Annotated in this window: 21 protein-coding genes; 15 read left to right on the forward strand and 6 right to left on the reverse strand. The window is 64.7% G+C overall.

Annotated features, from left to right (window positions below; genetic code table 11):
* Positions 1-81 precede the first annotated feature (81 nt).
* The 4 genes from CJ179_RS46500 (at position 82) to CJ179_RS46520 (ending at position 5,676) form a co-directional block, all read left to right on the forward strand.
* A complete protein-coding gene (locus CJ179_RS46500; protein ID WP_095865963.1) occupies positions 82-1,122 on the forward strand; it encodes an NAD(P)-dependent alcohol dehydrogenase in 1,041 nt (346 codons plus the stop codon).
* 411 nt (positions 1,123-1,533) lie between these two features.
* Positions 1,534-1,893, forward strand: a complete 360-nt coding sequence (locus CJ179_RS46505; RefSeq protein WP_257016232.1) for a hypothetical protein — start codon at positions 1,534-1,536, stop codon at positions 1,891-1,893.
* Positions 1,894-2,652: 759 nt separating this feature from the next.
* Positions 2,653-3,987: an FAD-binding protein gene (locus tag CJ179_RS46515; protein ID WP_095865965.1), complete on the forward strand. Its 1,335-nt coding sequence runs from the start codon at positions 2,653-2,655 to the stop codon at positions 3,985-3,987.
* Between the two features lie 210 nt (positions 3,988-4,197).
* A complete protein-coding gene (locus CJ179_RS46520; RefSeq protein ID WP_257016233.1) occupies positions 4,198-5,676 on the forward strand; it encodes an MFS transporter in 1,479 nt (492 codons plus the stop codon).
* Positions 5,677-5,973: 297 nt separating this feature from the next.
* On the opposite strand, the gene CJ179_RS46525 is transcribed toward CJ179_RS46520, so the two are convergent.
* The gene (locus tag CJ179_RS46525) at positions 5,974-6,264 is read right to left on the reverse strand and encodes a hypothetical protein (RefSeq protein WP_095865967.1); all 291 of its coding nucleotides are present in this window, start codon (positions 6,262-6,264) and stop codon (positions 5,974-5,976) included.
* Between the two features lie 12 nt (positions 6,265-6,276).
* Positions 6,277-6,822, reverse strand: coding sequence for a flavin reductase family protein (locus CJ179_RS46530; protein ID WP_095866135.1), 546 nt, complete (start codon positions 6,820-6,822; stop codon positions 6,277-6,279).
* 174 nt (positions 6,823-6,996) lie between these two features.
* On the opposite strand from CJ179_RS46530, the gene CJ179_RS46535 reads away from it, so the two are divergent.
* From CJ179_RS46535 to CJ179_RS46570, 8 genes are all read left to right on the forward strand, one after another.
* A complete protein-coding gene (locus tag CJ179_RS46535; RefSeq protein ID WP_095865968.1) occupies positions 6,997-7,470 on the forward strand; it encodes a nuclear transport factor 2 family protein in 474 nt (157 codons plus the stop codon).
* Positions 7,471-7,542: 72 nt separating this feature from the next.
* Entirely contained in the window at positions 7,543-8,712 is a 1,170-nt protein-coding gene (locus CJ179_RS46540) for an LLM class flavin-dependent oxidoreductase (protein ID WP_095865969.1), read from the forward strand.
* Between the two features lie 91 nt (positions 8,713-8,803).
* Complete coding sequence (locus CJ179_RS46545; protein WP_095866136.1) at positions 8,804-9,865, forward strand: 3,4-dihydroxy-2-butanone-4-phosphate synthase; 1,062 nt, start codon at positions 8,804-8,806, stop codon at positions 9,863-9,865.
* 418 nt (positions 9,866-10,283) lie between these two features.
* The gene (locus tag CJ179_RS46550; RefSeq protein WP_257016234.1) at positions 10,284-11,354 is read left to right on the forward strand and encodes a substrate-binding domain-containing protein; all 1,071 of its coding nucleotides are present in this window, start codon (positions 10,284-10,286) and stop codon (positions 11,352-11,354) included.
* A 79-nt stretch (positions 11,355-11,433) separates the two neighbouring features.
* Positions 11,434-12,936: a sugar ABC transporter ATP-binding protein gene (locus CJ179_RS46555; protein WP_257016235.1), complete on the forward strand. Its 1,503-nt coding sequence runs from the start codon at positions 11,434-11,436 to the stop codon at positions 12,934-12,936.
* Positions 12,933-13,937, forward strand: coding sequence for an ABC transporter permease (locus CJ179_RS46560; RefSeq protein ID WP_095865972.1), 1,005 nt, complete (start codon positions 12,933-12,935; stop codon positions 13,935-13,937). Before CJ179_RS46555 ends, CJ179_RS46560 begins: the two co-directional genes overlap by 4 nt.
* A gap of 67 nt (positions 13,938-14,004) precedes the next feature.
* Positions 14,005-14,841 (forward strand): mycofactocin-coupled SDR family oxidoreductase, encoded by an 837-nt coding sequence (locus CJ179_RS46565; RefSeq protein WP_095865973.1) that lies wholly within the window; start codon positions 14,005-14,007, stop codon positions 14,839-14,841.
* A gap of 27 nt (positions 14,842-14,868) precedes the next feature.
* Positions 14,869-15,696 (forward strand): mycofactocin-coupled SDR family oxidoreductase, encoded by an 828-nt coding sequence (locus CJ179_RS46570; RefSeq protein WP_095865974.1) that lies wholly within the window; start codon positions 14,869-14,871, stop codon positions 15,694-15,696.
* 296 nt (positions 15,697-15,992) lie between these two features.
* Here the strand turns inward: CJ179_RS46570 and CJ179_RS51915 are convergent, their stop codons facing one another.
* From CJ179_RS51915 to CJ179_RS46590, 4 genes are all read right to left on the reverse strand, one after another.
* Positions 15,993-16,178: a hypothetical protein gene (locus tag CJ179_RS51915; protein ID WP_179377913.1), complete on the reverse strand. Its 186-nt coding sequence runs from the start codon at positions 16,176-16,178 to the stop codon at positions 15,993-15,995.
* Positions 16,179-16,768: 590 nt separating this feature from the next.
* Positions 16,769-17,896 carry an alkene reductase gene (locus tag CJ179_RS46580; protein WP_257016236.1) on the reverse strand — a complete coding sequence of 376 codons (1,128 nt, stop codon included), beginning with the start codon at positions 17,894-17,896 and terminating at the stop codon, positions 16,769-16,771.
* Positions 17,893-18,888, reverse strand: a complete 996-nt coding sequence (locus CJ179_RS46585) for an LLM class flavin-dependent oxidoreductase (RefSeq protein ID WP_095865975.1) — start codon at positions 18,886-18,888, stop codon at positions 17,893-17,895. The genes CJ179_RS46580 and CJ179_RS46585 overlap by 4 nt, the downstream gene beginning before the upstream one ends.
* Positions 18,889-18,989: 101 nt before the next feature.
* On the reverse strand, positions 18,990-20,246 hold the full coding sequence (locus tag CJ179_RS46590; protein WP_257016237.1) for an MFS transporter: 1,257 nt from the start codon (positions 20,244-20,246) through the stop codon (positions 18,990-18,992).
* A 65-nt stretch (positions 20,247-20,311) separates the two neighbouring features.
* Between CJ179_RS46590 and CJ179_RS46595 the strand changes: the two genes are divergently transcribed.
* The 3 genes from CJ179_RS46595 to CJ179_RS46605 all read left to right on the forward strand — a co-directional run bounded on the left by CJ179_RS46595 (position 20,312) and on the right by CJ179_RS46605 (position 23,144).
* Complete coding sequence (locus CJ179_RS46595; RefSeq protein WP_005250705.1) at positions 20,312-20,674, forward strand: MerR family transcriptional regulator; 363 nt, start codon at positions 20,312-20,314, stop codon at positions 20,672-20,674.
* A 232-nt stretch (positions 20,675-20,906) separates the two neighbouring features.
* Positions 20,907-21,830: a nuclear transport factor 2 family protein gene (locus tag CJ179_RS46600; protein ID WP_095865977.1), complete on the forward strand. Its 924-nt coding sequence runs from the start codon at positions 20,907-20,909 to the stop codon at positions 21,828-21,830.
* Positions 21,831-22,127: 297 nt separating this feature from the next.
* Positions 22,128-23,144, forward strand: coding sequence for an LLM class flavin-dependent oxidoreductase (locus CJ179_RS46605; protein WP_095865978.1), 1,017 nt, complete (start codon positions 22,128-22,130; stop codon positions 23,142-23,144).
* Positions 23,145-23,609 lie beyond the last annotated feature (465 nt).

The following is a 23,609-nucleotide window of genomic DNA, read 5'->3' on the forward strand; positions in this document are numbered from 1 at the left end:
CGCAATCGAGGCGGCACCGGTCACTCAGCCCTGCCCTGCCCACCACCACTGTGACCACCACAGAAGTAAGGAAGTACTGCCATGCGCGTCAACGCGTACGCCGCACCCGAAGCCGGCCAGCCGCTGGCCCCCACGACCATCGAGCGCCGCGACGTCGGCCCCCACGACGTCCTCATCGAAATCCAGTACGCCGGCATCTGCCACTCCGACATCCACACCGTCAACGGCGACTGGGGCCCGCAACCCTTCCCGGTCGTCCCCGGCCACGAAATCGTCGGCACCGTCGCCGAGGTCGGCGCCGGCGTCACCCGCCACCAGGTCGGTGACCGCGTCGGCGTCGGCTGCCTCGTCAACTCCTGCGGTCACTGCACCCAATGCCTGGGCGGCGACGAGCAGTACTGCGCCCACGGCATGGTCCCCACCTACGCCGGCGTCGACCGCGACGGCACCACCACCCAGGGCGGCTACTCCACCCACGTCGTCGTCGACGCCGACTACGTCCTGTCCGTCCCGCAGAGCCTGGACCCGGCCGCCGCAGCTCCCCTGCTGTGCGCCGGCATCACCACCTACACCCCGCTGCGCCGCTGGGGCGCCGGCCCCGGCAAGAAGGTCGCCATCGTCGGCCTCGGCGGCCTCGGGCACATGGCCGTCAAGATCGCCCACGCCCTCGGCGCCGAGGTCACCGTGCTCTCCCAAACGCTGAAGAAGCAAGAGGACGGGCTCCGCCTCGGCGCCGACGCCTACCACGCCACCTCCGACCCCACCACCTTCGAACAGCTCGCCGGCCGGTTCGACCTCATCGTCAACACCGTCAGCGCCAGCATCGACCTCAACGCCTACCTGGGCCTGCTCGCCGTCGACGGCACCCTCGTCAACGTCGGCGCCCCCGCCGAACCACTCAGCCTCAACGTGATGTCACTAATCGGCGGCCGCCGCAACTTCGCCGGATCGATGATCGGCGGCATCGCACTAACCCAGGAAATGCTCGACTTCTGCGCCACCCACCGCATCGGATCCGAAGTCGAAGTGATCCCCGCCGACCGGATCAACCAGGCCTACGAGCGGGTCCTCGCCTCCGACGTCCGATACCGGTTCGTCATCGACACCGCCACCCTGCACTGACCCCACCACGAACGCCCGCCGCACACAGGTACCGGCGGGCGTTCACCCACACACCACAACCCACCTCGCCGCTCGAGGTCCGCACAGATCCAGAACCGGAATGACTGTGCACAGGAGCGCTACTCGGCCGGGGGTGTTCGGTCATGACCTGCCGTCGGGTCACCGCTTGGGCTAGTTCGGCGGCGGTTGGCATCGTGGGACGGCAACATTTTCGGTGCAAAGCTCCCAGATGGCCTACACCACCGCCCGGTCCGATGACGAACACATCCATTGAGGTGAAAGGACCGGTCCTCGGCGGACCACTCCATCTGTGCACCGACAGACGTCACCCGCGAAAAGGGCGCGCCTCGGTTGTCCGGCAACCCCACTTCGGTCCGCCGACCCGACTCATCAACCGTCCGAAGGATGATCATGACCGCCGCCGTCCCCCGCAGCACACGTGCCGACCGCTGCGTGTGTTCCTCCGCCGACAGCGACGATATAGCGCACCGGCATTCTTCGCGATTGCCTGCCGTGTCGATCGCCCTGAGGGCTCTCCGTTGCTCGTTCTGGGTGATCGGACTCGTCCTAGCAGTGGCCGCGATTGCCTGCGGCGCCATCGCGACATCGCGGTCCACGGTGGCCGACGACGAGGCCGCATACTTGCGTGCCCTGCTGGGCGTCGTCGCCGACGTCGCGGGGATCATCGTTTCCGCGATTGCCCTGTTCCCCTCGCTGCGCAGCTGTGACCACGGGCGTGGCCGCAACATTCCCGGTCGACACGTGGATTGATACACGCCATCTGTGACCGCTGTCCCGGCTCGCACCGGTCCGCGAAGCGCACCGAGGTCGTCCGCGTCAGGCGGCGAACCAAGTGGCGCAGCGCTTCTCGATCCCAAAGGGTCGGGTGTCGCTTCGGCCGACCTCCCGGGCCATTGCAGAAACCGATATACCCAGGGGGCGTGCGACAAGCTTCATACGCACTCTCAGGTCGGCGACGCTGCCGGCGGTGCGCAGCGACCACTGCAGTCCGCCACGATGCCCCGCCGCGGCGGCGCACCACGGCGATTGTGGCCCCGTGGTAGGTGCACCCCACGACCGAGCGTCCGTGACGCCTGTTCCCGCGGTCAGTGTGGCTCGCAGCACCCTCACCCGGCGGACAAATCGTCGAACAAGTGCGCCCGCACCCCGCCGGACCGCCAATGCGTCCACGGTCCCCGATTCGTCGTCGACGAACACCGACAACCACCGCCCCACAGCCCGCCAATGACCGGACTTGACCTCGACCGCCGCACGATGATCGCCATGAAGCCGGCACAGCAACGCCCGCCCCGGCGGAAACCCGTGCTCGCCCAGCCACAACCGGGTCTGCCCCGCACACCAGACCGGCTGGCCAGCGCGCAGTACCCTGGGACCCGGACTCGGGCGGGGCGGGCGGGCTCTGGCGCGGCGGTGGAACCGCGGCCCATACGAATTCTATACTTGAACTGACTTCAGTTAGAGGACTAATGTGACGACGGACACTACGGCCGCACAACGGAGGGGCACGATATGCCAGGAATCGACACCGACGTACTCGTCATCGGCGCGGGAATGGCTGGACTGACCGCGGCTGCCCGCACCCTGAGCCGGAGTGGCTCGGTGATCGTCGTCGAGAAGTCCGCCACGGTCGGCGGGTCTGCCCAGTTCGCCGGGTACGCATGGACAGCGTCATCGCACGAGGTCATGGACGAGGTCAACCCCAACGGCGACCCCGCATTGCGGCGCGCGCTCGTCGACGGATTCACTCCGGGTATCGAGTGGATTCGCTCGCTCGGGGTCGACTGCGCGGACGCCGTGACGGTCCTGCGGTACGGCACAGGCCACCAGTTAGACACCAACCAGTACATCGACGAGTGCCGCAAGCGCCTCCGCGCCGGCGGCGAACTGCTCACCGGCACCAGCACTGTCGGGCTTCTCACCGAGGACGGTGCCGTCGTCGGCGCGCGGATACGGCTGGCGGACGGCACCGAACGAAAGATCCGGGCCCGGGCCACGATCCTCGCGACCGGAGGATTCCAGGCGAATCCCGAGGCGGCGAGTAAGCACATCCACCCCGCTGCGAGCGCGATGCAGCTCCGTTCCAACCCCATCAGCGCCGGTGACGGACTGCGGCTGGCCGAGGCCGTGGGTGCCGCGACCGGGAAGCACCGCTCCGGTTTCTATGGGCATCTCATTCCCACCGGGGTGCGCTTCCGTGACCCGTCCGATTTCGTGGCGCTGTCGCTGTACTACAGCGAGCACGCGCTGCTGTTCAATCTCGACAACCGCCGGTTCACCGATGAGACCGTCGGCGATCACTTGACCACGATGGCCTTGCTCGAACAGCCCGAGTCCCGCGGGCTACTGGTGGCCGACGAGCGGGTCCACCGCGACTGGATCACCGGCAGCTATGTCGAGGGTGCCGTTGCCATCGACAAATTCGACCTCGCGCAACGCCGCGGCGGGCGGTGCGGATTCGCCGAGAGTCTCGACGATTTCGCGTACCTGCCCGAGGAGTGGGGTTATGACGGGGCCGCGATCGCCGAGCAGATCCGCGAGATCAATGCGGCAGGAAGCGCGGTGCAGCCGCCGCGCAGCTACGACGCCGAGCCCTTGGACAGGGGCCCGTACTACGTGATCGAGGCGTGCCCCGCGCTGACGTTCCCGTTCCACGGCGTGCGCATCGACGAGAACGGCCGCGTCCTTGCCGCTGCGGGCGGAACGATCGAGGGTCTGTTCGCGGCGGGATCCGATACCGGCGGACTCTACAACCACGCCTACACCGGCGGTATCGCGCCGGCTCTGGTATTCGGCCTCGCCGCGGCGGACCGAGCTGCAGCCGATCGTGCGGTCGTCACCGCGTAACGCAGGTACCCGGCCACAACTGACAAGGCGTGACGCCGTCGACATCGATCCGCACGGTGCACGGCACACAATCCTCCAGTGCGTCATACCAGCTAATGGGTAAGGAGAATCACTGATGCAGCCCGCTGCGGCTACCCCTCGCTCCGGGATCCGCTGCGCAACGCGGACTTCACGGTCCTCGTTGCCGTCCAGTGCGTCATAAATGTGTGCGTGTGGGTATTCGTCGTTGCGGTCCAATGGACGCTGACCGTGTCCGGAGAGTCGTCGACGGTCATCGCCTCCGTCCAGACGGCGCTGGCGATTCCCTTTCTCCTGCTCGCTCTTCCGATGGGAGTCTGGGGTGAGCGCGGGGCGGGACCGGTCTTGATGCGCGGAGCGCTGCTTGTCCTTGCGGGTGCGGCGGTAGCCGCCGCCGTACTCGCCAGCATCGACGACGTGCCCCCATGGCTGATGCTCGCGACGGTCGTCGCGGTCGGCGCCGGGCTGTCGACTATCACGATCGCTTGGCAATCACTCATGCCGCACATCGTGGGCCGTCCGCTCGCGGGCACCGCGGCCATCCTCGACGGTGCCTCCTACAACGGCGCCCGCGCGATCGGCCCGATCATCGGTGGTGCGCTGTTGACCGTGACGACGTCCCAGGCCCTTTTTCTGACGTTGGGAGTCGTCCTCGCCGTGCTGGTCATACCGCTGTGGTCACGGCGCCGCGCTGGCACGGCGATGCCGCGCTCATCTGAACGGATGGCGCCCGCACTGGAGGCGTCGACGCGGTTCGTCCGGAATTCCGCATGGACCCGGAGGCTGTTGTACCGCCTCTCGGTCTTCGGTGTGCCCTCGAGTTGCCTATGGGCGCTCCTACCCGTGATCGCGCACGAGCGGTTGGGCCTGTCCTCGAGCCAGTTCGGCCTGATGTTCGGGCTCGTCGGGTTCGGTGCCGTCGTGGGCACCGTGGCGGTGATGCCGCTTCGCCGCCGGATGACGCAGAACGCGTTCATCTGCGCCGGATCACTCGCCTATGCTGCTGTTCTCGCTGCGGTCGCGACCGTCTCGAATGTTGTTGTCGTCGCCGTGCTCATGGTTGTCGTCGGCGGTTCGTGGGTCGGTGTCCAGAGCTCCTGGATGATGGCGGCCCACGATGCGCTTCCGACGTGGATCCGGGCACGCGTGATTGCCTTGATGCTGTTGGTCTTCCAGGGCTGCCAGGCGGTCGGCTCCCTCGTGTGGGGGGCGCTCGCCGACATCGTCTCCCTCGATGCCGCATTCGCCGCGGCAGCCGTTGTGATGGTTGGCGCGGGCATGGGCGCACTCGTCCATGGGATAGTGCCGGCGGAAACGATCGCCCCCACTCTCGATGACGCGGGAACGCGGACCGCGATTCCGCTGGCACCGGTGGCGGAGGAGTCGGCACCGGTCCGCGTGACTGTGACCTATCGATTACGGCCCGGCGGGCACGCATCGTTTCGGGCGCTTCGGCGCGACCTTGCACGCGCCCGCCGCCGTCTCGGCGCGCGCCGCTGGACGGCTGAGGTCGGTACCGACCGCGTGATCGAGCGGTTCGATTTCCGCGATGTCGCGGAGTATCGACGGTATCTATCCACCCGGTTGACCGATCCGGAGAAGTGCCTGCTCGACCGAATCTGGGTCGACGCGTGCGCTGAACGCCCGATATCGAGACTTTCCCACCGCTGATAGATTCCGACAGGCGCACTCGACACGACTGATTCCCCATGTGCTGTTGTTCGCGTCGCCTCGGCCGGTACAGAGTCCTTTCACACGAAAACGCGCGATTCGGAATCCGTTATTACCTGGCCGACGCCCTGTCACGTGAGCGGCGGTGGCCATCGCGGATGGACGAATTGCCCCTAGCAGGGGCAGGGCGGCTCCGATTGCGGCAACGAGCCCAGCGTGCGCGTTGGAGACGACGGCTAACCTATGCCCGGCCAGGCAGCGGGCGTGGTGACGCGCGCACTCGAAGCAAGATCTGGTCTATTCGTTGGGTTCTATATGCCCTTCGATGAATTCCCCGTCATACCACCCGCGCTTCTCTGCGTAGGACAACATGGCTCCGAAGTTCTCAAGCCACTCGCGAGTTCGCGGTCCTTGATCACGGAGCCAGGCAGACCTGATGAAGACCGCGTCATTGTCGATGTAGCCGATATTTGCACTGACCAGCGATTCGTGGGCCTTCTCGCGATCTGAGCTCATTCGTACGTGAAACGTCTTGAGATCCAAGAGGTCACGAGTTGCAACACTGTCAGAAGTGACCTCGATGTACATTGTCTTCCTTCCCTAGCTCGACGGGTAAGGCCCGGAGCGCGCCATCCGATGGAATTGGCTGTCGTGGAACACGATGGGTGATACCGAACTGTGCATCTTGATGCGGTTGACGGCAAGCACTGCGATTTCGTGATCGCCCGCCCGAACCTGCTCGTAGATTGAACAGTTCAACCAGAGGGCTGCGCCGGCAATGAAGACGGCCCCGGAACTGTCGCGAACCCAATCTATTCCCGCGAATCTATCGGGCACTTGCGACGCGAGTGCCCGTGCGGTCGACGCGTGGGCGTCGGCCAGCACACTGACACCCAGAGATGGGGCTCGTCGGAGCAGAGGCCATGTGGTTGACGTGAGGGCGACGCACACGGACACCAGTGCTGGTTCGAGCGACACCGACACGAAGGAGCTGGCTGCGATACCGGCCGGCTCGCCGTCGATCACTGCGCACACTGCCGCGACGCCTGATGGAAACCGGCCGTACGCGCCACGAAGGACGTGCGGCGACAGATCGTCGCCGCCGAAGAATCCGTCATCGGACCCTGCTGCCTGAATTTCTGACATCGACACCACCGCCACTCGGAACGAACTGAACTAGGTTCATTTCAGGCTACCGCAGACGCCCGCGCACCAGAACCGTTTCGGGTGCACGACTTCCAGCGCAGAGACCTATTGACGAGACGTGGGTCACAGCCTAACCTTCGCATGAAGTGAGTTCAGTTTATCAAAGGAGAGCGCGTGCCTACTGACGAGGAGTTGCGAGCGTCGAATATCGACATCGCCCGCAGGTATCTCGACGCAATCAACACCTGGGACTTCGCTGTCAAACGCGAGCTCCTCGCGGAGGACATCGTCTTCGAGATGCGTTACGCACCACCGGGATTCAATCGACGAATGGAGGGTATCGAGGAAGTGATGGCCTTCCTGGAGACCATCCCCTCCCTCATCGAGACCGAGGGGCTGCACGACTTCAGGCTCGAGACGTATCACTCCGATCCCGGGGAGGTCATCGCCGAGTACAAGAGCGACATGAAGATGGTCATTCCGGTCGAGCTGAGGAACGAGTACGTCACACGTTTCACCATCCGGGATGGGAAGATCACCCATTTCTGCGAGTTCTTCGACCCGATTCCCCTGGTTGTCGCTCTCGGCGGCCGGGTGGAGCCCGCGACCATCGAAAGCGCCAGATCGGCCCATACCGCAGGCGCCTAACGCTCATCAGCACCATATGTGCTCGCTGGGCTACGACAAAAGTCACGCTAGACCGAGAAACCGAGGTGTTGCATGTCCGAATCCAACTACCCGACCGCGTTCGGTGTCTTCATGGCCCCCTTCCACAAGATCGGGGTGAGCCCCACAGTTCTGTACGAACGGGACCTGCAGATCATCGAACTCGCCGACAGCCTCGGGTTCCAGGAGGCGTGGCTCGGCGAGCACCACTCCGGTGGTCACGAACCGATCGGCGCGCCCGAAATGCTGCTCGCCGCCGCCGCGCAGCGCACCAAGACCATCAAGCTGGGAACGGCCGTCAACTCGCTGCCCTACCACAACCCATTCCTCCTCGCAGAGCGCCTGGTCACCCTCGACCACCTATCTCGCGGTCGCGCGATCATGGGCTTCGGTCCCGGACAGCTGCTTTCCGACGCTTACATGCTGGGTATCGACCCGACGAAGCAACGCGACATGATGCTCGAGGCCGCGGAGGTCATTGTTCGGCTCCTTCGGGGTGAGACGGTGACCGAGAAGACGGATTGGTTCGATCTGCGCGAGGCCAAACTACAGGTCCGCCCCTACAGCCTGCCGGAGCTGGATGTAGTTGTCGCAGCCGTCACCTCACCGTCCGGTCCTGTCACTGCCGGGAGGCTGGGTGTGGGGATGATCAATCTTGCGGCCACCAGCCCAGCCGCCTTCGGCGCCCTTCGGGGCCATTGGAAGATCGCCGAGGACGAGGCGGCGAAGGCCGGGCGGACGGTGTCTCGTCGGAACTGGCGGCTCTCGGCGATTACCCACATCGCGGAGACGGAGGAGCAGGCCCGCCAGGACTGCACCCACGGGTTCGAGGAGATCTGGAACTATCTGGCGCATATCTCGCCGCTGCCGGCCTCCGAGAAGCCAGATGTCGAGGGAATGATCGACGAGGCCATCGAGTCTGGGTCGGTGCTGATCGGAACCCCTGACACTGCAATCGAGAAGATCCGGCAACTTGCCGACCAGACCGGTGGATTCGGAAGTTTCATCATGACGCTCACCGACTTCACCGACTACGAGCGCCAGCGAAATGCCGTCAAGCTCTGGGCCGAGCACGTGATTCCCGAGTTCCGGGGGCAGCTGAAGCCGATCCGCGAGCACAATGCGTGGGTGCGGGGTAACGAGTGGAAGGCCGAGACCATGGCGGCCATCAACGCTGCCACCGAGAAATACGCGGCACAGCATCAGCCGATAGCGGTCAACTAGCACTCCATTCTCTCGAGCTGTGACCAGCCGTGTACAGCAGCCCGAGAGACAGAGCAGTTCCCGGCCTGACCACCAGGAAGACGATCTCACCATGACTATCACCGACGAGAATCCGCTCGCGCAGAGCATCAGCGTCGCACCGACGCTCGCTGAGATCCGCGCGAAAGAACGAGTGATGGCCGCGATCAGTCAGCTGTCCCGGGGGGAGGCCATCATCCTGACCGATGGGATCGACTCGCCGACCAGCGGTGAGATCGTCTTTCCTGCGGTCCGGGTCAGCACGGCTGATGTCGCTTTCGCTATCCGTCACTCATCAGGATTCCTGCAAGTCGCCCTACCGTCGGACCATTGCGACGCCCTATTGCTTCCGGCTCAACAGGGTGCCGCTCCAGGGGCCGAACAGTGCGTCACCGTCGACGCGGCCACGGGTATCACCACCGGCATCTCTGCCGCGGACCGGGCACGCACGATCCGGCTCTTGGCGTCCCCGGACGCGTCACCCGCGTCATTCAGCCGTCCAGGCCATGTGGTGCCCCTGCGCACGGACGCGGCCCTGCCCACGTCGGATTTCGGGCATCCCGAAGCTGCAGTCCATCTGGTAGCGGCAGCCGGGTTCCCACCCGCCGCGGTGCTCACCACCGTCGTCGGCACTACCCACCCAACAGACGTCGCCTCAGGTAGCGAGCTGCATGAGTTCGCCCGCACCCACCAACTTCCTGTCGTCGGGCTCCGTGACCTCGACTCCGCCGGGATACCACCCCAGTCCTGCCTCCACGTCTCGGTGGACCTCCCCAGCGGAAGAACATCCCTCGAGTCATTCACCGACCTGGGTCACAACTACCTCTATGTGGTAATTGGTGAGCTGTCCGGTCGAGAGGACGTTCCCTTGCACCTGATTCCAGCAGATCGAGTGTTGATTGACGCAGGATCTTCACGGGCCGAGCCGCGCATTCTGATCGGACTTCCCCAGATGCCGGGGGATGAATATTGCCGTGTGATCGACAGGCTTCATCAGCCGCACAGCGTGATCCGCACCATCCTCCGCCGTCTCGGTTGCCTATCAGTGGTAGCACACTTCGACCTCGACAAGCCTCAGATCACCGGCAACGGAAGGACCATTCACGGCGTCTGCAGTTCCGACGCAAGAGGATAGCGGACGGACCTCGCCTCCGCTCCCGCGCCATCCGCGCAGCACGCAAGGACCAGACGAATACAAGGAAACGTCAGGAACTCAATCACGGCGACGCCGGAGACACGGCCGAGACGCCACGCCAGCGCGAGGAGCGCCGGAGCGCAGAAACGTTGCCCCGCCTCCCTGCACTGAGCCCCAATCACGTTGAGGCGAAATCTAATACTTGTCCATCGCTAACATCTGCTGGATCACCATGAGCGTTGAACCTTGATCCACGGTTACGCCTGCGCTCCGTTCGCCAACAGAACCCAATTCAATTCAGAGTGAGGCGACATTGAAGGTCCTATGTGCCACAGTCGTTCTAGGAGTTGCGCTCGCACTCACAGCGTGCGACTCCACCTCCTCCGCGGCGGGAGACGGCTCGGTCAATACCCACGCCGTGCAGATTGCGCAAGCAGAAGTCGATACGCACCTGGCGGACGCGACGAACGTAGGAGTCACCGAATCTACCAGTGGCGCACCGCGTCGGGGCCTCCGATTCGCCTACGTAGGCTGTGCACTGCCGACCTGCGCTACGTTCCGCGATGGCATGACCGCTGCAGCCGACGCCATCGGGGCGACGGTGACCACGCTGACCTACCAGGGCACCCCGGAGAGCATCCAGTCGGCCTTCGACAACGCGGTGCAACTACATCCGGATGCGATTTTCAGCACGGGTACCCCGCCGTCCGCCACTGTCAAGCAACGTGAGGAAATGAAACGCCTCGGCATTCCGTTCATCGACAACTCTGCGATCTACGAACCCGACCCCAAGACGGCGACCGGCACCGTAGACAACGACCCGGCTCCACCGACGGTCCTCTTCGAGCCGGCCAGCATGGTGCGCTACATGGGCCAGTTGCTCGCAGACTGGGCGATCACGCAGTCCGGCGGCAATGTGAACAGCATCTTCGTCAACGTTCCGGATTTCCCGATTGTCGTCCCCCCACAGGTCGGATACGAGGATCGCCTCGCCGAGCTGTGCCCGGATACGTGCTCGAATACCAACATCAACGGTACGGCCAACGACATCGGGACGGCCATTCCATCCAAGGTCGTCAGCGCACTGCAACAGCACCCCGACACCAACTACATCGTCTTCACGGCGGGTGACTTCTCGCTGGGTGTACTGCCCGCAGTACGCGCGGCGGGGTTCACCGACGTAAAACTCATTGGCAACAGCCCGATCGCCGACAACATCGCGGGCTTAACTGCTGGAGACCAGAATGAGGCATGGCTGGGCGTCTCCAACCAGGTACTGGGCTGGCGTTACGTCGATGCCGCGGTGCGCGCGCTGAAGGGCGATGCAATCCCCTCGCCGGTCGCCGATAGCCCGGACGATACGACCGCAGCGGCATGGCCGTGGATCCAGATCCTCACGAAGGACACCGCCCCGACCGAGGATCCCTGGATCACCCCGCGCAACTACAGGGAGCTCTTCCTGACGATGTGGAACCTACCAGTTACCTGACCAACCACGAACATTCGAGGTCTCAGCCTTTCAGAACGGGAAGCCAGTGAACGATTTGTTAGAGCTCTCCAGCCTGTCGATGACTTTCGACAGCGGCCGCGCGCTCGACGGCGCGGATCTGAGCCTGACGGTGGGTGAGATACACGGTCTGGTTGGACAGAACGGGTGCGGGAAGTCCACGTTGATCAAGATCCTGTCGGGCTACCATTTTCCAGACCCGGGAGCGGAGGGCACCTTTCTCGGAGCACCACTCCCCTTTGGTGACCCTTCCGCACCGCACCGAGTCGGAATTCACTTCGTACACCAGGATCTCGGGCTCGTGGACGGCCTTTCGGTTGTGGAGAACCTCGCATTGGGATCCGGGTACGCAACCGGCCCATTCGGGAACATCCGATGGCGGCGGCAAATAGCTGCTACCAGGGAGGCCACCCACGCCCTGGGATACGAGCTGGACCCGCACACCGATGTGAGCAAACTGAGCCCATCAGAGCGCGTCGGTGTTGCGATATCACGCGCCCTGATCAACGACTCGAGCGCAGCTCTACGGCTGCTAGTTCTCGATGAACCAACCGCGGCCCTGCCACCGACGGAGGTGCAGCGCCTCTTTGCGGTCCTACAGAGATTGCGCGAGCGCGGAGTGACCACGTTGTTCGTCTCTCACCGGCTCGACGAACTGCTCACCGCCTGCGATCGAGTGACGGTGCTTCGCAGCGGTCGCCGCGTATCCACTGCGGGAACCTCCACCATGACGCGTGAGAGTCTCATCCGGGACATCCTCGGCCGGCCACTCGTGCCGCACAAGCCGACAAATCTCTCGGTCAACAGCCAGGAGCCATCTGTCACGGTTCGGCGGCTGACCGGCACGAGATTGAAACCGCTGGACTTCGACGTCTACCCAGGCGAAGTCCTCGGGCTGGTCGGTGTGACGGGCTCGGGCCGGGAAGAGGTGGCCAGCCTCATCGTTGGCGCGACCGAGCCGATCGACGGATCTGTCACGGTACACGGGAGCACATACTCGGGTTTGAACCCCCACACCGCATCTCGGGCGGGGATAGCCTTCCTGCCGACGGACCGGCGGCGCAGCGCGGTCATCCCAGACGCAACAGTTCGCGAGAACCTGACTTTGCCCATGCTCGCCGACATCACCCGGCTGGGCCACATCAGCAGGCGTGCAGAGAGCCGTGTCGCGGGTGACTGGATCGGGAAAATGCAAGTCCGCCCATCAGACCCGGAGAACCTCGCCATCAACCTGAGCGGCGGTAATCAGCAAAAGGTCCTTCTTGCACGATGGCTGCGAACCAAGCCCAAGATGCTGATTCTCGATGAACCCACCCAGGGTATCGATGTGGGAACGAAGACACAGTTCTACGCGCTACTGAGTGCGGCCGCCCGAGACGGGATCGCCGTCGTCGTGTGCACAACGGACGGTCAAGAAGCGGTCGAGCTCTGTGATCGCGTTCTTGTTCTCGCGGACGGGGTCTGCACGCGTTCACTCACCGGCTCGTCACTGACCACCGCGGTCGTGGAGCAAGAGTTGCTGGGCTTGCCCGAAAACACGGAGAAGGACGAGGTACTGGCATGACGAGCGTTGAATCCAAACCAGCAGCACACCCCCAGATTCAAGGGGACAAGAAACCGCTGCTCGGCGTTGTTCTGCAGCGCTACTCGGGCCTCGTCCTGCTCACCGTGCTGATCGTTCTGTTCTCCGTCCTGCTACCGGAAACATTCCCCACGATCCGGACCTTCCGCACACTCGTCGCCGACCAGGCGATCACGACGATCCTCTCTCTAGGCCTGCTCGTCGCGTACCGCGCAGGTGCCTTCGACCTCTCAGTCGCGCAAGGCCTCGGCCTGGCCGTCATTCTTGTCTCCTGGCTGCAGTCATCGCATGGGGTATCCGTCCCGATGGCTACCCTGCTCACTTTGACTGTCGGGGCCCTCGTCGGAGCCGCAAACGGGATCGCCATCGCGATACTCAAGGTGAACTCCTTCATCGCGACCCTGGCGATGGCATCAATACTCGAGGCCGTCATCTACGGCGTCTCCGGGGGCAACCAGATCGTCGGCGGAATACCGCAGGGATTCCTCTCGCTCGGTCAGGCCCAGTACTTCGGGATTCCCGTCGTGGTCATCTACATGGCCGTCGTGGCAGTAATCGTCTGGTACGTCACCGAACAGATGCCAGTCGGACGCCGGCTTCAAGCTGTCGGAAGCAACGTGGAGGCATCGCGTCTCAATGGCATTCGCACAGCACGGTACATCTTCGGCGCGCTCGTGGCTTCATCAATCCTCGCCTCACTCGCCGGTGTGATCTTCGCCGCCAAGATCGGAAGCGCATCCCTGACCGCCGGCGCCCCCTACCTCCTTCCCGCGTTTGCCGCGATCTTCCTGGGATCGACCCAGGTTCATCCCGGCCGAGCGAATGTGGCTGGGACGCTGATAGCGATCGCGCTGCTGGCAACCGGAGCCAAGGGGCTTCAACTGCTCGGCGTGCCGATCTGGACAAGCAGCCTGTTCAACGGCGCCGTGCTCTTGGCCGCCGTGTCCATAGCGCAGATCAGGCGCAGTAAGTCGCGGTCATAACTCGCCGCACGCCCAGATCTGTGCTGCCGAATCGTCCCCAACCTACCCACAAGAAAGAGGATCGGAAATGGTCGATCTAACAGGCAAAACTGCCCTCGTAACAGGTGGAGCGCGAGGACAGGGCCGCTCGCACGCCCTCGCCCTCGCCAGAGCCGGCGCTTCAGTCGTAATCCTGGACGTCTGCGAAGACATCAAGAATGTCTCGTACCCGCTTTCCTCGCAGGCGGACATGGACGAAACCATGCGGCTCATCAACGAGGCTGACGGGAAAGCACTTGCACTCAAGGCAGACGTGCGCGACCGGGAGGCAATCAGCGATGCAGTCGAGCGGATCGTCGACACCTTTGGATCGCTAGATATTCTCGCGATCAATCACGGCGTCATGGCGATCAGCGAATTTCGCCACATCGATCCCGCCGACTGGGATGTGGTCATGGACATCAACCTCAACGGCGTCTTCAACGTGCTGCACGCGGGCCTGCCGCATCTGCTGAATCAGACCTGGGGACGGGTGATCATCACCTCGTCGATGGCGGGCAAAGGAGGGTACCCGCAATTCAGTCACTACTCGGCCTCGAAGTGGGCGGTTATCGGGCTGGCAAAGACAGTCGCCCTCGAGGTGGCGACCACCGGGACCACGGTGAACGTCATCTGTCCCTGCTGCGTCGACACACCGATCATCCACAACAGCACGATGTACGGGCTATTCCGACCCGACCTCGACTCCCCGACAATCGACGACGTCGCCGAGGAGTTCTCCCGGTATCAGCCCCAGGGAGTTCCATGGATTCCCCCTCAGGCAATCACGGACGCACTGATGTTCCTGGTCTCCGACGGTGCGAAACACATGACCGGCGAGACCCTCTCCGTTGCGGCCGGCCAAAACGCCAACGGTGCCGCCTAAGTAAGCCATCACCAAGACAGGAGTGAAATGGGAAGAGTTGAGGGCAAGGTCGCTTTCATCACCGGAGCGGCCCGCGGCCAGGGCCGCAGTCACGCAGTGCGCCTCGCCGAGGAGGGCGCAGACATTGTGGCCGTTGATATCTGCGGCCAGATTGATTCAGTGCCTTTCCCGATGGCGACACCTTCGGACCTGCAGGAGACAGCCGAGCTTGTCGAAAAGCAGGGCCGCAGGGTCGTCGCAATCGAATGCGACGTGCGTGACTACGAAGCCCTAAATGAGGCTGCGTGCCGTGGGGCAACCGAATTGGGGAAGATCGATATCGTGGCAGCAAACGCAGGAATCTCTTCAACCGGAAAGCTGCATGAACTGCCGGAACAGAAGTGGCAGGACGTGATCGACGTCAATCTCACCGGCGTCTGGCACACATGCAAAGCGACCGTACCGCATCTAATCTCGGCAGGCGGCGGATCGATCGTCGTCACTAGCTCAATGGCGTCGCTCCGAACATGGCAGAACATCGGCCACTACGCGGCGGCGAAGCATGGCGTCGTTGGAGTAGCGAGGGTCATGGCTGCGGAGTTAGCTCCGTTCGGTATCCGAGTCAATGCATTGCATCCAACGCAAGTCGATACCCCGATGCTCGACAACGACTGGGCATTTCAGCTATTCCGACCGGACTTGGAGAGACCGTCAAAATATGATGTCGTCGAGCCGATGACCGCACTGAACCTCCAGCCGGTTCCGTGGGTTGACCCCATCGATGTCAGCAATGCGCTGCTCTTCCTCGCCAGCGACGAAGCCAGACACATCACCGGGGTCTCCCTGCCGGTCGACGCAGGAGCCAATGTGAAGTAATCCGGGCGGGCACCCGAGCTGCCCGTCTGTCCGTCAGCGAGTGGGATCCATCGCTGACGGAGGCCACAAATCCTGATCGTTGAGTTCGGTACCGGGATCGCCGCTGGTACCGGCGCGGCGAGAGAGATCGACGCCGCTGAGACATGACGGCGATCGTGGCCGCAGCTGGCACCGGTGCCGCGGGATTCGCGCCGTCAGCAGCAACCACCGACGACCACGGCGCAATAGTCGCGGCTGTTGCGGGTGTTCCACCTGCCATCCCAGCTCAGCGTCGAGATCACGCGGACCGTGAACTCTTACCGGACAAGTCGGCGACGGCCAGCTCGAAGGGCTCCGCGGTATCCGCCTCCTCGACGTCGACGACGGACGATTGCGACCGGTTCTTTCGGGGCCTTCAGCTCGTCGGCCGAGTCCTCGGCCAGCTCGTCGAGATCGGTCTTTCCGGGTGCGTAGTAGTCGGTGACCATGTCCTCGGTGCGCACCCGCACACATGCCCGGGGCGGGCCGTGTCGACGACCCTGTCGATCGCGATCTCGGTCAGCTCCCCGGCCTCGAAGTCCTCGAGCGGGGTACGGCCGCCGAGGATTCTCGGTCGCGGGCAGCCACCAACTCGCCGCACCATACGGATCATCCGCAACTTCGAGTCGCCGGTTCGCATGCCGGACCACATCGTGAATCTCGTGCCGGTTCCGGTCGATTGGAACACCAGGTATCGGTAGTCCGGTCGCCAGCCGATCGGCAACCCGACCAACTCCCACGCCCTGCGCCGTTATTGCGCGACGCTGCGGATCGGCTCACTCATCGGCGCCAAGATCGGCGCAGCCTCCATCGAGTCGACCACCTCGACGGCGGCGGCGAGAACCGACCGGCGCACACTCGCCCGCGGCGTGGCATCTTCAGCCTCGGTGACGGTCGCAAATCAGCGACTGCGCAAGCTGCAACCGCCCTGCCTGCGACAACGCGACCGCGGAAGACCGGGTGAGCGACGTGACAACATCTCCGACATCGTCACCTGCGCCCAGCGCGGTCAAGCTCTGAGTCGCAGAGCACCGCAAGTGTGTTCAGTGCCGCGTCACGTACGAACCGTGTGTGCCTGTTCCAGGGTCGGGTAGTCCGTGTATCCGCGATGGTCGCCGCCGTAGATCCCGATCGGTTCCGGGGCATTGAGTGGGGCGCCTCGGCGGATACGCTCCACGAAATCCGGGTTGGCGAGGAAGCCGCGGCCGAAGGCGATCAGGTCGGCCCCGCGTCGGAGCCAGGCATCTGCCGCACCGACCTTCGTGACATCGTCAGGCCGGCTGAGTGTCGGCGACACCACGAGAGCACTCGGCCACAGGGCCCGGATGCGGTCGTCGAGGTCGGCGTGACCTGCCTCGACGAGGTGCAGGTAGGCCAGCCCCTCCTGTGCCAGCTCCTGGACCAGCGATGTGTAGGTGGTGTGCGGGTCGTAATCGATGACGTCACCGAATCGGTTGCCGGGGGAGATCCGCAGCCCCACTCGATGCGGGCCGATGGCCGCGGCGACCGCTCGTACGACGTCGACCGTCAGCCGGATGCGGCCCTCGCTGGTTCCGCCCCAGTTGTCGGTGCGCAGATTGGTGTTCTCGGCGAGGAACTGGTGCAGAAGATAGCCGTTGGCGGCGTGGATCTCGACACCATCCAGTCCCGCTGCCATCGCCCGCTCGGCTGAGCGGGCGAAGTCCTCGACAATGGTCAGGGTCTGGGCTCCGGTGAGCTGCTGCGGGCGGACGGCCAGTCTCCTGCCGTCTGCGGTGTACACCTCCGCCCGGGCGGCGATGGCCGAGGGCGCCACGGGATACACCCCATCAGGCAGGAAGGAGGGGTGGGCGAGACGTCCCGCATGCATCAGCTGCACGAAGATCCGGCCCCCAGCGTCGTGCACCGCATCAGCTACACGAGACCAGCCGCGCCGGTGGGCGTCACTGTGCAGGCCTGGCACGCCGGGTCCGAGGCGGCCGGCCGCGGTGGGGTGGGTGCCCTCGGCGATGATCAGTCCGGCGCTGGCGCGCTGTGCGTAGTAGGTGCTCATCAACGCGCTGGGCGTGCCATCCGAGGCGGCGCGGGATCGAGTCATCGGAGCCATCACGATGCGATTGGGCACGGTAAGGGCGCCCACTGTTGCGCTGTCGAAAAGCGGGGAGTTCACGGTGCCGGGCGCCGAGAGGGAGCCGGATGTCATGCGGTCTTCAGCTCGGCGAGGAGTTCGTAGCTGCGGACGCGGTCCTTGAACTCCCAGGTCTCGGTGAGAACGATGAGTTCGTCGGCCTGCGTGTGCTTGACCAGCTCGTTGAGGCCCTCGCGGACCGTGGCGGGCGAGCCGACGCAGGACGCGCGCAGCATGGCCCCGACAGCTGAGGCTTCTTGCGGGGACCACAGTTGGTCGATGTCGTCGACGGGTGGCAGGTTCTGCAGTTCGCCGCGGATCAGGGTGAGGAACTTGCGCTGGAGGGTCGTGAAGATGTGCTCGGCGCTGCGGTCGGTGTCGGCTGCGATGACGTTCACGCCGACGACGGCGTGCGGCTTGTCCAGGTTTTCGGAGGGGCGGAAGTTCGCACGGTAGATGTCCAGGGCAGCGGACAGCTGGTTGGGAGCGAAGTGTGAGGCGAAGACGAAGGGCAGGCCTTCCTTCGCGGCCAGGGCAGCGCCGAAGGTGGAGGACCCGAGGATGTACAGCGGGACGTTGGTGCCCTCGCCGGGGATGGCGCGGACCCGGCGGGTGGGTTTGCCCGGCGCGAGGTAGCGGCGAACGTCGGCCACCTGGGCCGGAAAGTCCTCGGCGGTGGCGTCACCGCGGCGCAGTGCCTGGGCGGTCCACGGGTCGGTGCCCGGTGCACGTCCCAGACCGAGGTCGATGCGTCCTGGGTAGAGGGCGGCGAGGGTGCCGAACTGTTCGGCGACGACGTACGGGGCGTGGTTGGGGAGCATGATGCCGCCGGAGCCGACCTTGATCCGCTCGGTGGCAGCGGCCACCTGTCCAATCAGGACGGAGGTCGCCGCGGAGGCCACGGCGGCCATGTTGTGGTGCTCGGCGATCCAGTAGCGGTGGTAGCCGAACTCCTCTGCCTTGCGGGCAAGTTCGATGGTCTCGTGCAGCGCCTCGGTGGCGGTGCCGCCGTGCCGGATGGGGGCGAGGTTGAGAAGGGAGAGCGGGATATCGCGGAGGTGGTTCATGACTGTGCGAGATTGCCTTTCGCGTGCTGCGGGGAATGCATGGATTGATTGGCGAGGATGCGTGATCACGCCTGGATATGTGCGGGTGACGGTGGTGCAGGTCAGTGGTGCTGACCGAGCTCGGCGAGTTGGTGAGCAGGGGTGGGCTCGTCCTCGTTGCCGGGGCGGGCGATGACGGCCGACGTCGGGCGGCGAGGGAAGGCGGACGTGCGAGCGAATAGGGCGATGAGCAAGGCGACCGCGGTGAGTGCAGCGGCCGCACCGGGCACGGCGGCTACGCCGATGTGATCGAGGACCTGACCGCCGACCAAGGAACCGCCGCCGATGCCGAGGTTGAAGCCGATTATGAACAGCGCGGAGGCGGCGGCCGGCGCCGCGGGCGCTGCTTTGAGTGCGGCGGACTGCAGGAAGGTCGGTAGTGCCGCGTAGGCCAGTCCCCACAGCACAATCAGTGCGATCGTCGCAGGAGTGAACCAGCCGACTGCCCCCAATCCGGTCAGGGCCAGAACCACGATGCCCACGGCGCTCAGCAGGGCGCCCCGCGGGCGCCGGTCCACCAGCATTCCGGCGCACCACACCCCGGCGATGCCCGCGACGCCGAAGGCGAAAAGGACAGGGCTGACCGCGCTCTCGGAGATGCCGGCATCCTGCAGGAAGGGAGCGACATAGGTGTAGAGCGTGAAGTGACCCAGCATGACCACGGTGGTCGTGACGGCGATGGCCAACACTCCGGGGATCCTGAATGCCTTGGCGGCCGACGAGTCGGCGGAGCGCGTGCCGGGAACCTGAGGCAACAGGGCGGGAGCCGCGGCCATCACGAGGACCGCCACCCCCGCCAGGACGACGAAGGCCGCTCGCCAGCTCAGGGCGTTACCCAGTGCCGTACCCAGGGGGACGCCCAGGGACAGGGCTGCACTGTTGCCGGCGTAAACCGTGGCGACGGCGCGGCCGGCGCGGCCGGGAGCGACCATCTGGGTGGCGTAAGCAGCCATCATCGACCAGAGCACACCGTGCACCAGCGCCGCGATGAGCCGGCCGATAATGGCCACGGGAAAGGTGGGGGCGAGGGCCATCAACAGGTTGCTCACGGCGAAGGCCGCCATGATCACCAGGAAGAGTCGACGGCGTGGCCAGTTGGCGGTCCACGCGGTGACCGGCAAGGTCACGAGCATGACCACGAGGGCGTAGATCGCGACCAACAGTCCGACCTGCGACTCTGATGCCCCCAGGCCTTGGCCCATCTGCGGCAGCAGACCCATGGGCAGGGTCTCGGTGGTGATGGTCATGAAAGCGGCCACGAACAGGACGCCGAGGCCGCCCCGTTTTGTTCTGGAGGAGTCGTTCATTACGTCGGTCACGCCATTGACGCTAAACTTGTACATTGATGTCAAGGTCAAGCCGAAACGGAGTGAAGCACATCACCATGAAGATCGGTGAACTTTCCCATCGCACCGGAGTTGCCACTCGACTCCTCCGCTACTACGAACAGCAGGACTTGCTGCACCCCGACCGTCTGGCCAACGGCTACCGGGATTACCCCGAGAGCGCAGTGCAGCGCGTCCAGCAGATTCGCGATCTGCTCCAGGCGGGGCTGAGCACCGGGGTCATTCGCGAGATCGTGCCCTGCTTCCTCGGCGCCGGCGCCGCCTTGCGCCCGATGGTCGACGCGGAGTTGGCCGCCAATCTCGCCCGCGAGCTCGGCGAGATCGAGCGGCGCATCGACACTCTGACGCGCAATCGGGACGCCATCCGCGCCTACCTTACGGTCGCCAGCCCGGCCGCCTGAGAGGCGAGAGGGATGGCCGCCCGCCGCCGACAGGGTGTGGATCTCAGGTTTCCGAGTTCGGTCGTATTCCGTTCTGCGCGTTTGCGCCGCGCGTGGGTGGTGACGTGCTTCACTCCGGATTCGCTTGACCTTGACATCAATGTCATTGATTAGCGTCGACAACATGACCCGCAACAATGGATTGATCAAATCGGAGCGAGGCCGCCTCGACCCAGTATCAGGACAAAGGCCGATGACCCCGACGGCCGAGGGGGCACTCGCGGCGTTGGACATCTTCGTGGCAGGTTGGGCCTGCAGCGACCAGGACGCCTTGACTACCGTCTTCGCCGACTCGAGCGTCCTGCACTCCAGTGCGCATGGCGAGGCCCGCGGAGCCAGGGACATCACGGCTCTGTTCAGCGCCGATTTCGATCCTGTCATGCCCCTGGACATAGTCACCACGAACCACTTCGTCGGCGGCGACGACGAGCGGGCAGTGCTGACCTCCTACCTGTACGGTTTCACGCCGCAATCAGAACCGGCGCCTTCGACGTTCGGCGCGACACTCGTGGCCGACCTCGTCCGGACTGAGTCCGGTTGGCAATTCGAGGTCCTGCGGCTGTCCATCCCATGGATCGACGGGGACGAGGCTCGGTTCGCGAAATGGAGCATCCCCTCCCCCGAAGGATGGAAGATCGGCGACGCGACGCCCAGCATCGTGAGCGAATTGGACTCGCCCTGGGCCCGCGGCATCCCCGATCTCGACCCCGACGATGCCGTGCGGCAGGTCGCCGACTTCTACTCGCGCTATTCGTGGGCCATTGACCAAGGGGACATCACGCTCCTGCATGGCTGCTTCACCGAGGATGTCTTCGGGGCGTTCCCCCCGATGGGTGACCTTCAGGGACGCCATGAAGTCATCGGACAGATGAAGTCCTTCCGTCGCCTGTGGCCGTGGATGCAACATTTCGGCCGTCCGCTGCAGATCACGGTCGACGAAGCTCGCAATACCGCTCACCTTGTGGTCGGCCGCATCATCCCTCAGCGGCCGGCTACACCGAATGGGCAGGATCTCTACGGAGCCCACTATCAGTTGGATCTCCGCCTCGAAGACGACACCTGGAAGATCTCGCGTTTCGAATACATACCCGGCTGGATCACCGCGACGGAACGGTAGACCGCCCGTCGCCCGGCTCGACGGCCACATCGAGATTTGGGTGCAGCCGTCACGGCACCCACCAGCGCATCCTCGGCCCGCCGTAGGAGGCCGTGGTAACACCGGCCGGGAGTGCGGCCGCCGCACCGCATCCCAGGATTCTGTCCCCGGTCCCAGGCACCCCGGGTCCGGGCACACCGCTGGAGCCGACTCTCGGGTGAGCAGGGCGACCGCTCTCGCCCTCCACATGGCGGCCCGGGTTCGCCGGCACCCCTGACGCACTCACTACCCACTCATAGATAAGAAACGGCACATGCGATGGATACCCTTTCCGCTCCTCAGGATCGTCCGGCACTCTCGCTTCTCGATCTCGCACCGATCCGTCACGGCCACACTGTCGGTGACGCATTGCACCGCACCGTCGAACTCGCCGCCCATGCCGAGCTCCTGGGCTTCCACCGGTACTGGCTTGCCGAGCACCACAACATGGCGCCGATGGCGAGCTCGGCCAACATCGTCCTGGCCGGCGCCGTCGCCGCCGGGACCCGAACCATTCGGGTCGGCACCGGCAGTCTCAATCTGTCCAACTACGCGCCGCTCGTCGTGGCCGAGCAGGTCGGCACGCTGACAGCCCTGCATCCCGGCCGCTTCGATCTCGGGCTGGGGCGCGCACCGGGAACGGACCCGTGGACAGCGGCCGAAATCCGTCGCGGACGACCGGCGGATCAGGAGTTCACTGCGCAATTCGCCGAACTCCTCGCCTACCTCCACGGCACACGACCCCGGGTGCGGGCCATCCCGGGAGAAGGCGCCCACATACCCATCTACCTGCTCGGTTCCGGTGTCTACAGCGCGGCCTTCGCAGCGCGTCTCGGGCTGCCGTTCGTCTTTGCCGCACATTTCGCCCCGACTCGGTTGCAGGAAGCGACGGATCTCTACCACTCCACATTCCGCCCTTCACAGACTCTTTCCGAGCCGTATGCGATGGTCTCCGTGAACGCGGTCCTCGCCGATGACGACCGAGAGGCGGCCCGGCTGTTCACCTCCGTCCAACAGCGGTTCCTCGCAACGGTGCGCGGCCGGATGCAGCCGCTGGCTCCACCGGTGGACGACATACATCGACTGTGGACCCGGGACGAAGCCGCAGCAGTGGCAGAGCAGCTGAGCCAGTCCTACATCGGTACGCCTGAGACCGTCCGTCCCCGACTCGAAGCGCTCGTGGCTCGGACGGGCGCCCGCGAGCTCATCTTCATGTCGGAGACCTACGACCAAGCAGCACGAATGCGCTCGTATGAGCTCATCGCCAGCCTCTGGAACCCAGTGACGGCACCGTAGCCGCACGCGCGAGGGCTGCCGCCTGGGCTGTTCGACGCAGTACCCTGAGTTGCCGCGATGGACGGCCCGCTGGACAGGGACATTCGCGTACGTGGTCCGGTGGAAGCGCACCCGAGACCGGACTTCGGCGGCAGCTGCGAGAAGCCACTCCATCTCGCAAACGAAATGCTTCTCGAAGTGCGCGCAAGATTGGACCCTGTCGATGTTTACCAGTGGTCGAAATGATTCATCAGCTTTGCGTCCCGAACAGATCCTACTGTCGTGGCCACAAGTCCGAGAGTCCGTTCAACCTTTGCCCACGCCCACGATCGGAGTGCACGCCTAGATACACCTGATACCTCATTCGACGCACTTGATGCAGACAATTGATACGAATACCGTTGCGCGAAACGCCAATAATCCCGGAAATCCGCATGCAGCGCTGGAGGTCCACACGATACGATTCCCGCGATGCCGCCAATAGTG

It is taken from the genome of Rhodococcus sp. ACS1 (genome assembly GCF_002300155.1).
In the GTDB taxonomy this organism is placed as follows: domain Bacteria; phylum Actinomycetota; class Actinomycetes; order Mycobacteriales; family Mycobacteriaceae; genus Rhodococcus_F; species Rhodococcus_F koreensis.

What these genes read in the sequence shown, in the direction of transcription:
- CJ179_RS46540 (WP_095865969.1), top strand. Translation starts at nt 7,543, where the DNA reads ATGTCCGAATCCAACTACCCGACCGCGTTCGGTGTCTTCATGGCCCCC.
- CJ179_RS46555 (WP_257016235.1), top strand. Translation starts at nt 11,434, where the DNA reads ATGACTTTCGACAGCGGCCGCGCGCTCGACGGCGCGGATCTGAGCCTG.
- CJ179_RS46600 (WP_095865977.1), top strand. Translation starts at nt 20,907, where the DNA reads ATGACCCCGACGGCCGAGGGGGCACTCGCGGCGTTGGACATCTTCGTG.
- CJ179_RS46560 (WP_095865972.1), top strand. Translation starts at nt 12,933, where the DNA reads ATGACGAGCGTTGAATCCAAACCAGCAGCACACCCCCAGATTCAAGGG.
- CJ179_RS46530 (WP_095866135.1), bottom strand. Translation starts at nt 6,822, where the DNA reads ATGTCAGAAATTCAGGCAGCAGGGTCCGATGACGGATTCTTCGGCGGC.
- CJ179_RS46580 (WP_257016236.1), bottom strand. Translation starts at nt 17,896, where the DNA reads ATGACATCCGGCTCCCTCTCGGCGCCCGGCACCGTGAACTCCCCGCTT.
- CJ179_RS46545 (WP_095866136.1), top strand. Translation starts at nt 8,804, where the DNA reads ATGACTATCACCGACGAGAATCCGCTCGCGCAGAGCATCAGCGTCGCA.
- CJ179_RS46565 (WP_095865973.1), top strand. Translation starts at nt 14,005, where the DNA reads ATGGTCGATCTAACAGGCAAAACTGCCCTCGTAACAGGTGGAGCGCGA.
- CJ179_RS46525 (WP_095865967.1), bottom strand. Translation starts at nt 6,264, where the DNA reads ATGTACATCGAGGTCACTTCTGACAGTGTTGCAACTCGTGACCTCTTG.
- CJ179_RS46505 (WP_257016232.1), top strand. Translation starts at nt 1,534, where the DNA reads ATGACCGCCGCCGTCCCCCGCAGCACACGTGCCGACCGCTGCGTGTGT.
- CJ179_RS46570 (WP_095865974.1), top strand. Translation starts at nt 14,869, where the DNA reads ATGGGAAGAGTTGAGGGCAAGGTCGCTTTCATCACCGGAGCGGCCCGC.
- CJ179_RS46595 (WP_005250705.1), top strand. Translation starts at nt 20,312, where the DNA reads ATGAAGATCGGTGAACTTTCCCATCGCACCGGAGTTGCCACTCGACTC.
- CJ179_RS46605 (WP_095865978.1), top strand. Translation starts at nt 22,128, where the DNA reads ATGGATACCCTTTCCGCTCCTCAGGATCGTCCGGCACTCTCGCTTCTC.
- CJ179_RS46585 (WP_095865975.1), bottom strand. Translation starts at nt 18,888, where the DNA reads ATGAACCACCTCCGCGATATCCCGCTCTCCCTTCTCAACCTCGCCCCC.
- CJ179_RS46500 (WP_095865963.1), top strand. Translation starts at nt 82, where the DNA reads ATGCGCGTCAACGCGTACGCCGCACCCGAAGCCGGCCAGCCGCTGGCC.
- CJ179_RS46515 (WP_095865965.1), top strand. Translation starts at nt 2,653, where the DNA reads ATGCCAGGAATCGACACCGACGTACTCGTCATCGGCGCGGGAATGGCT.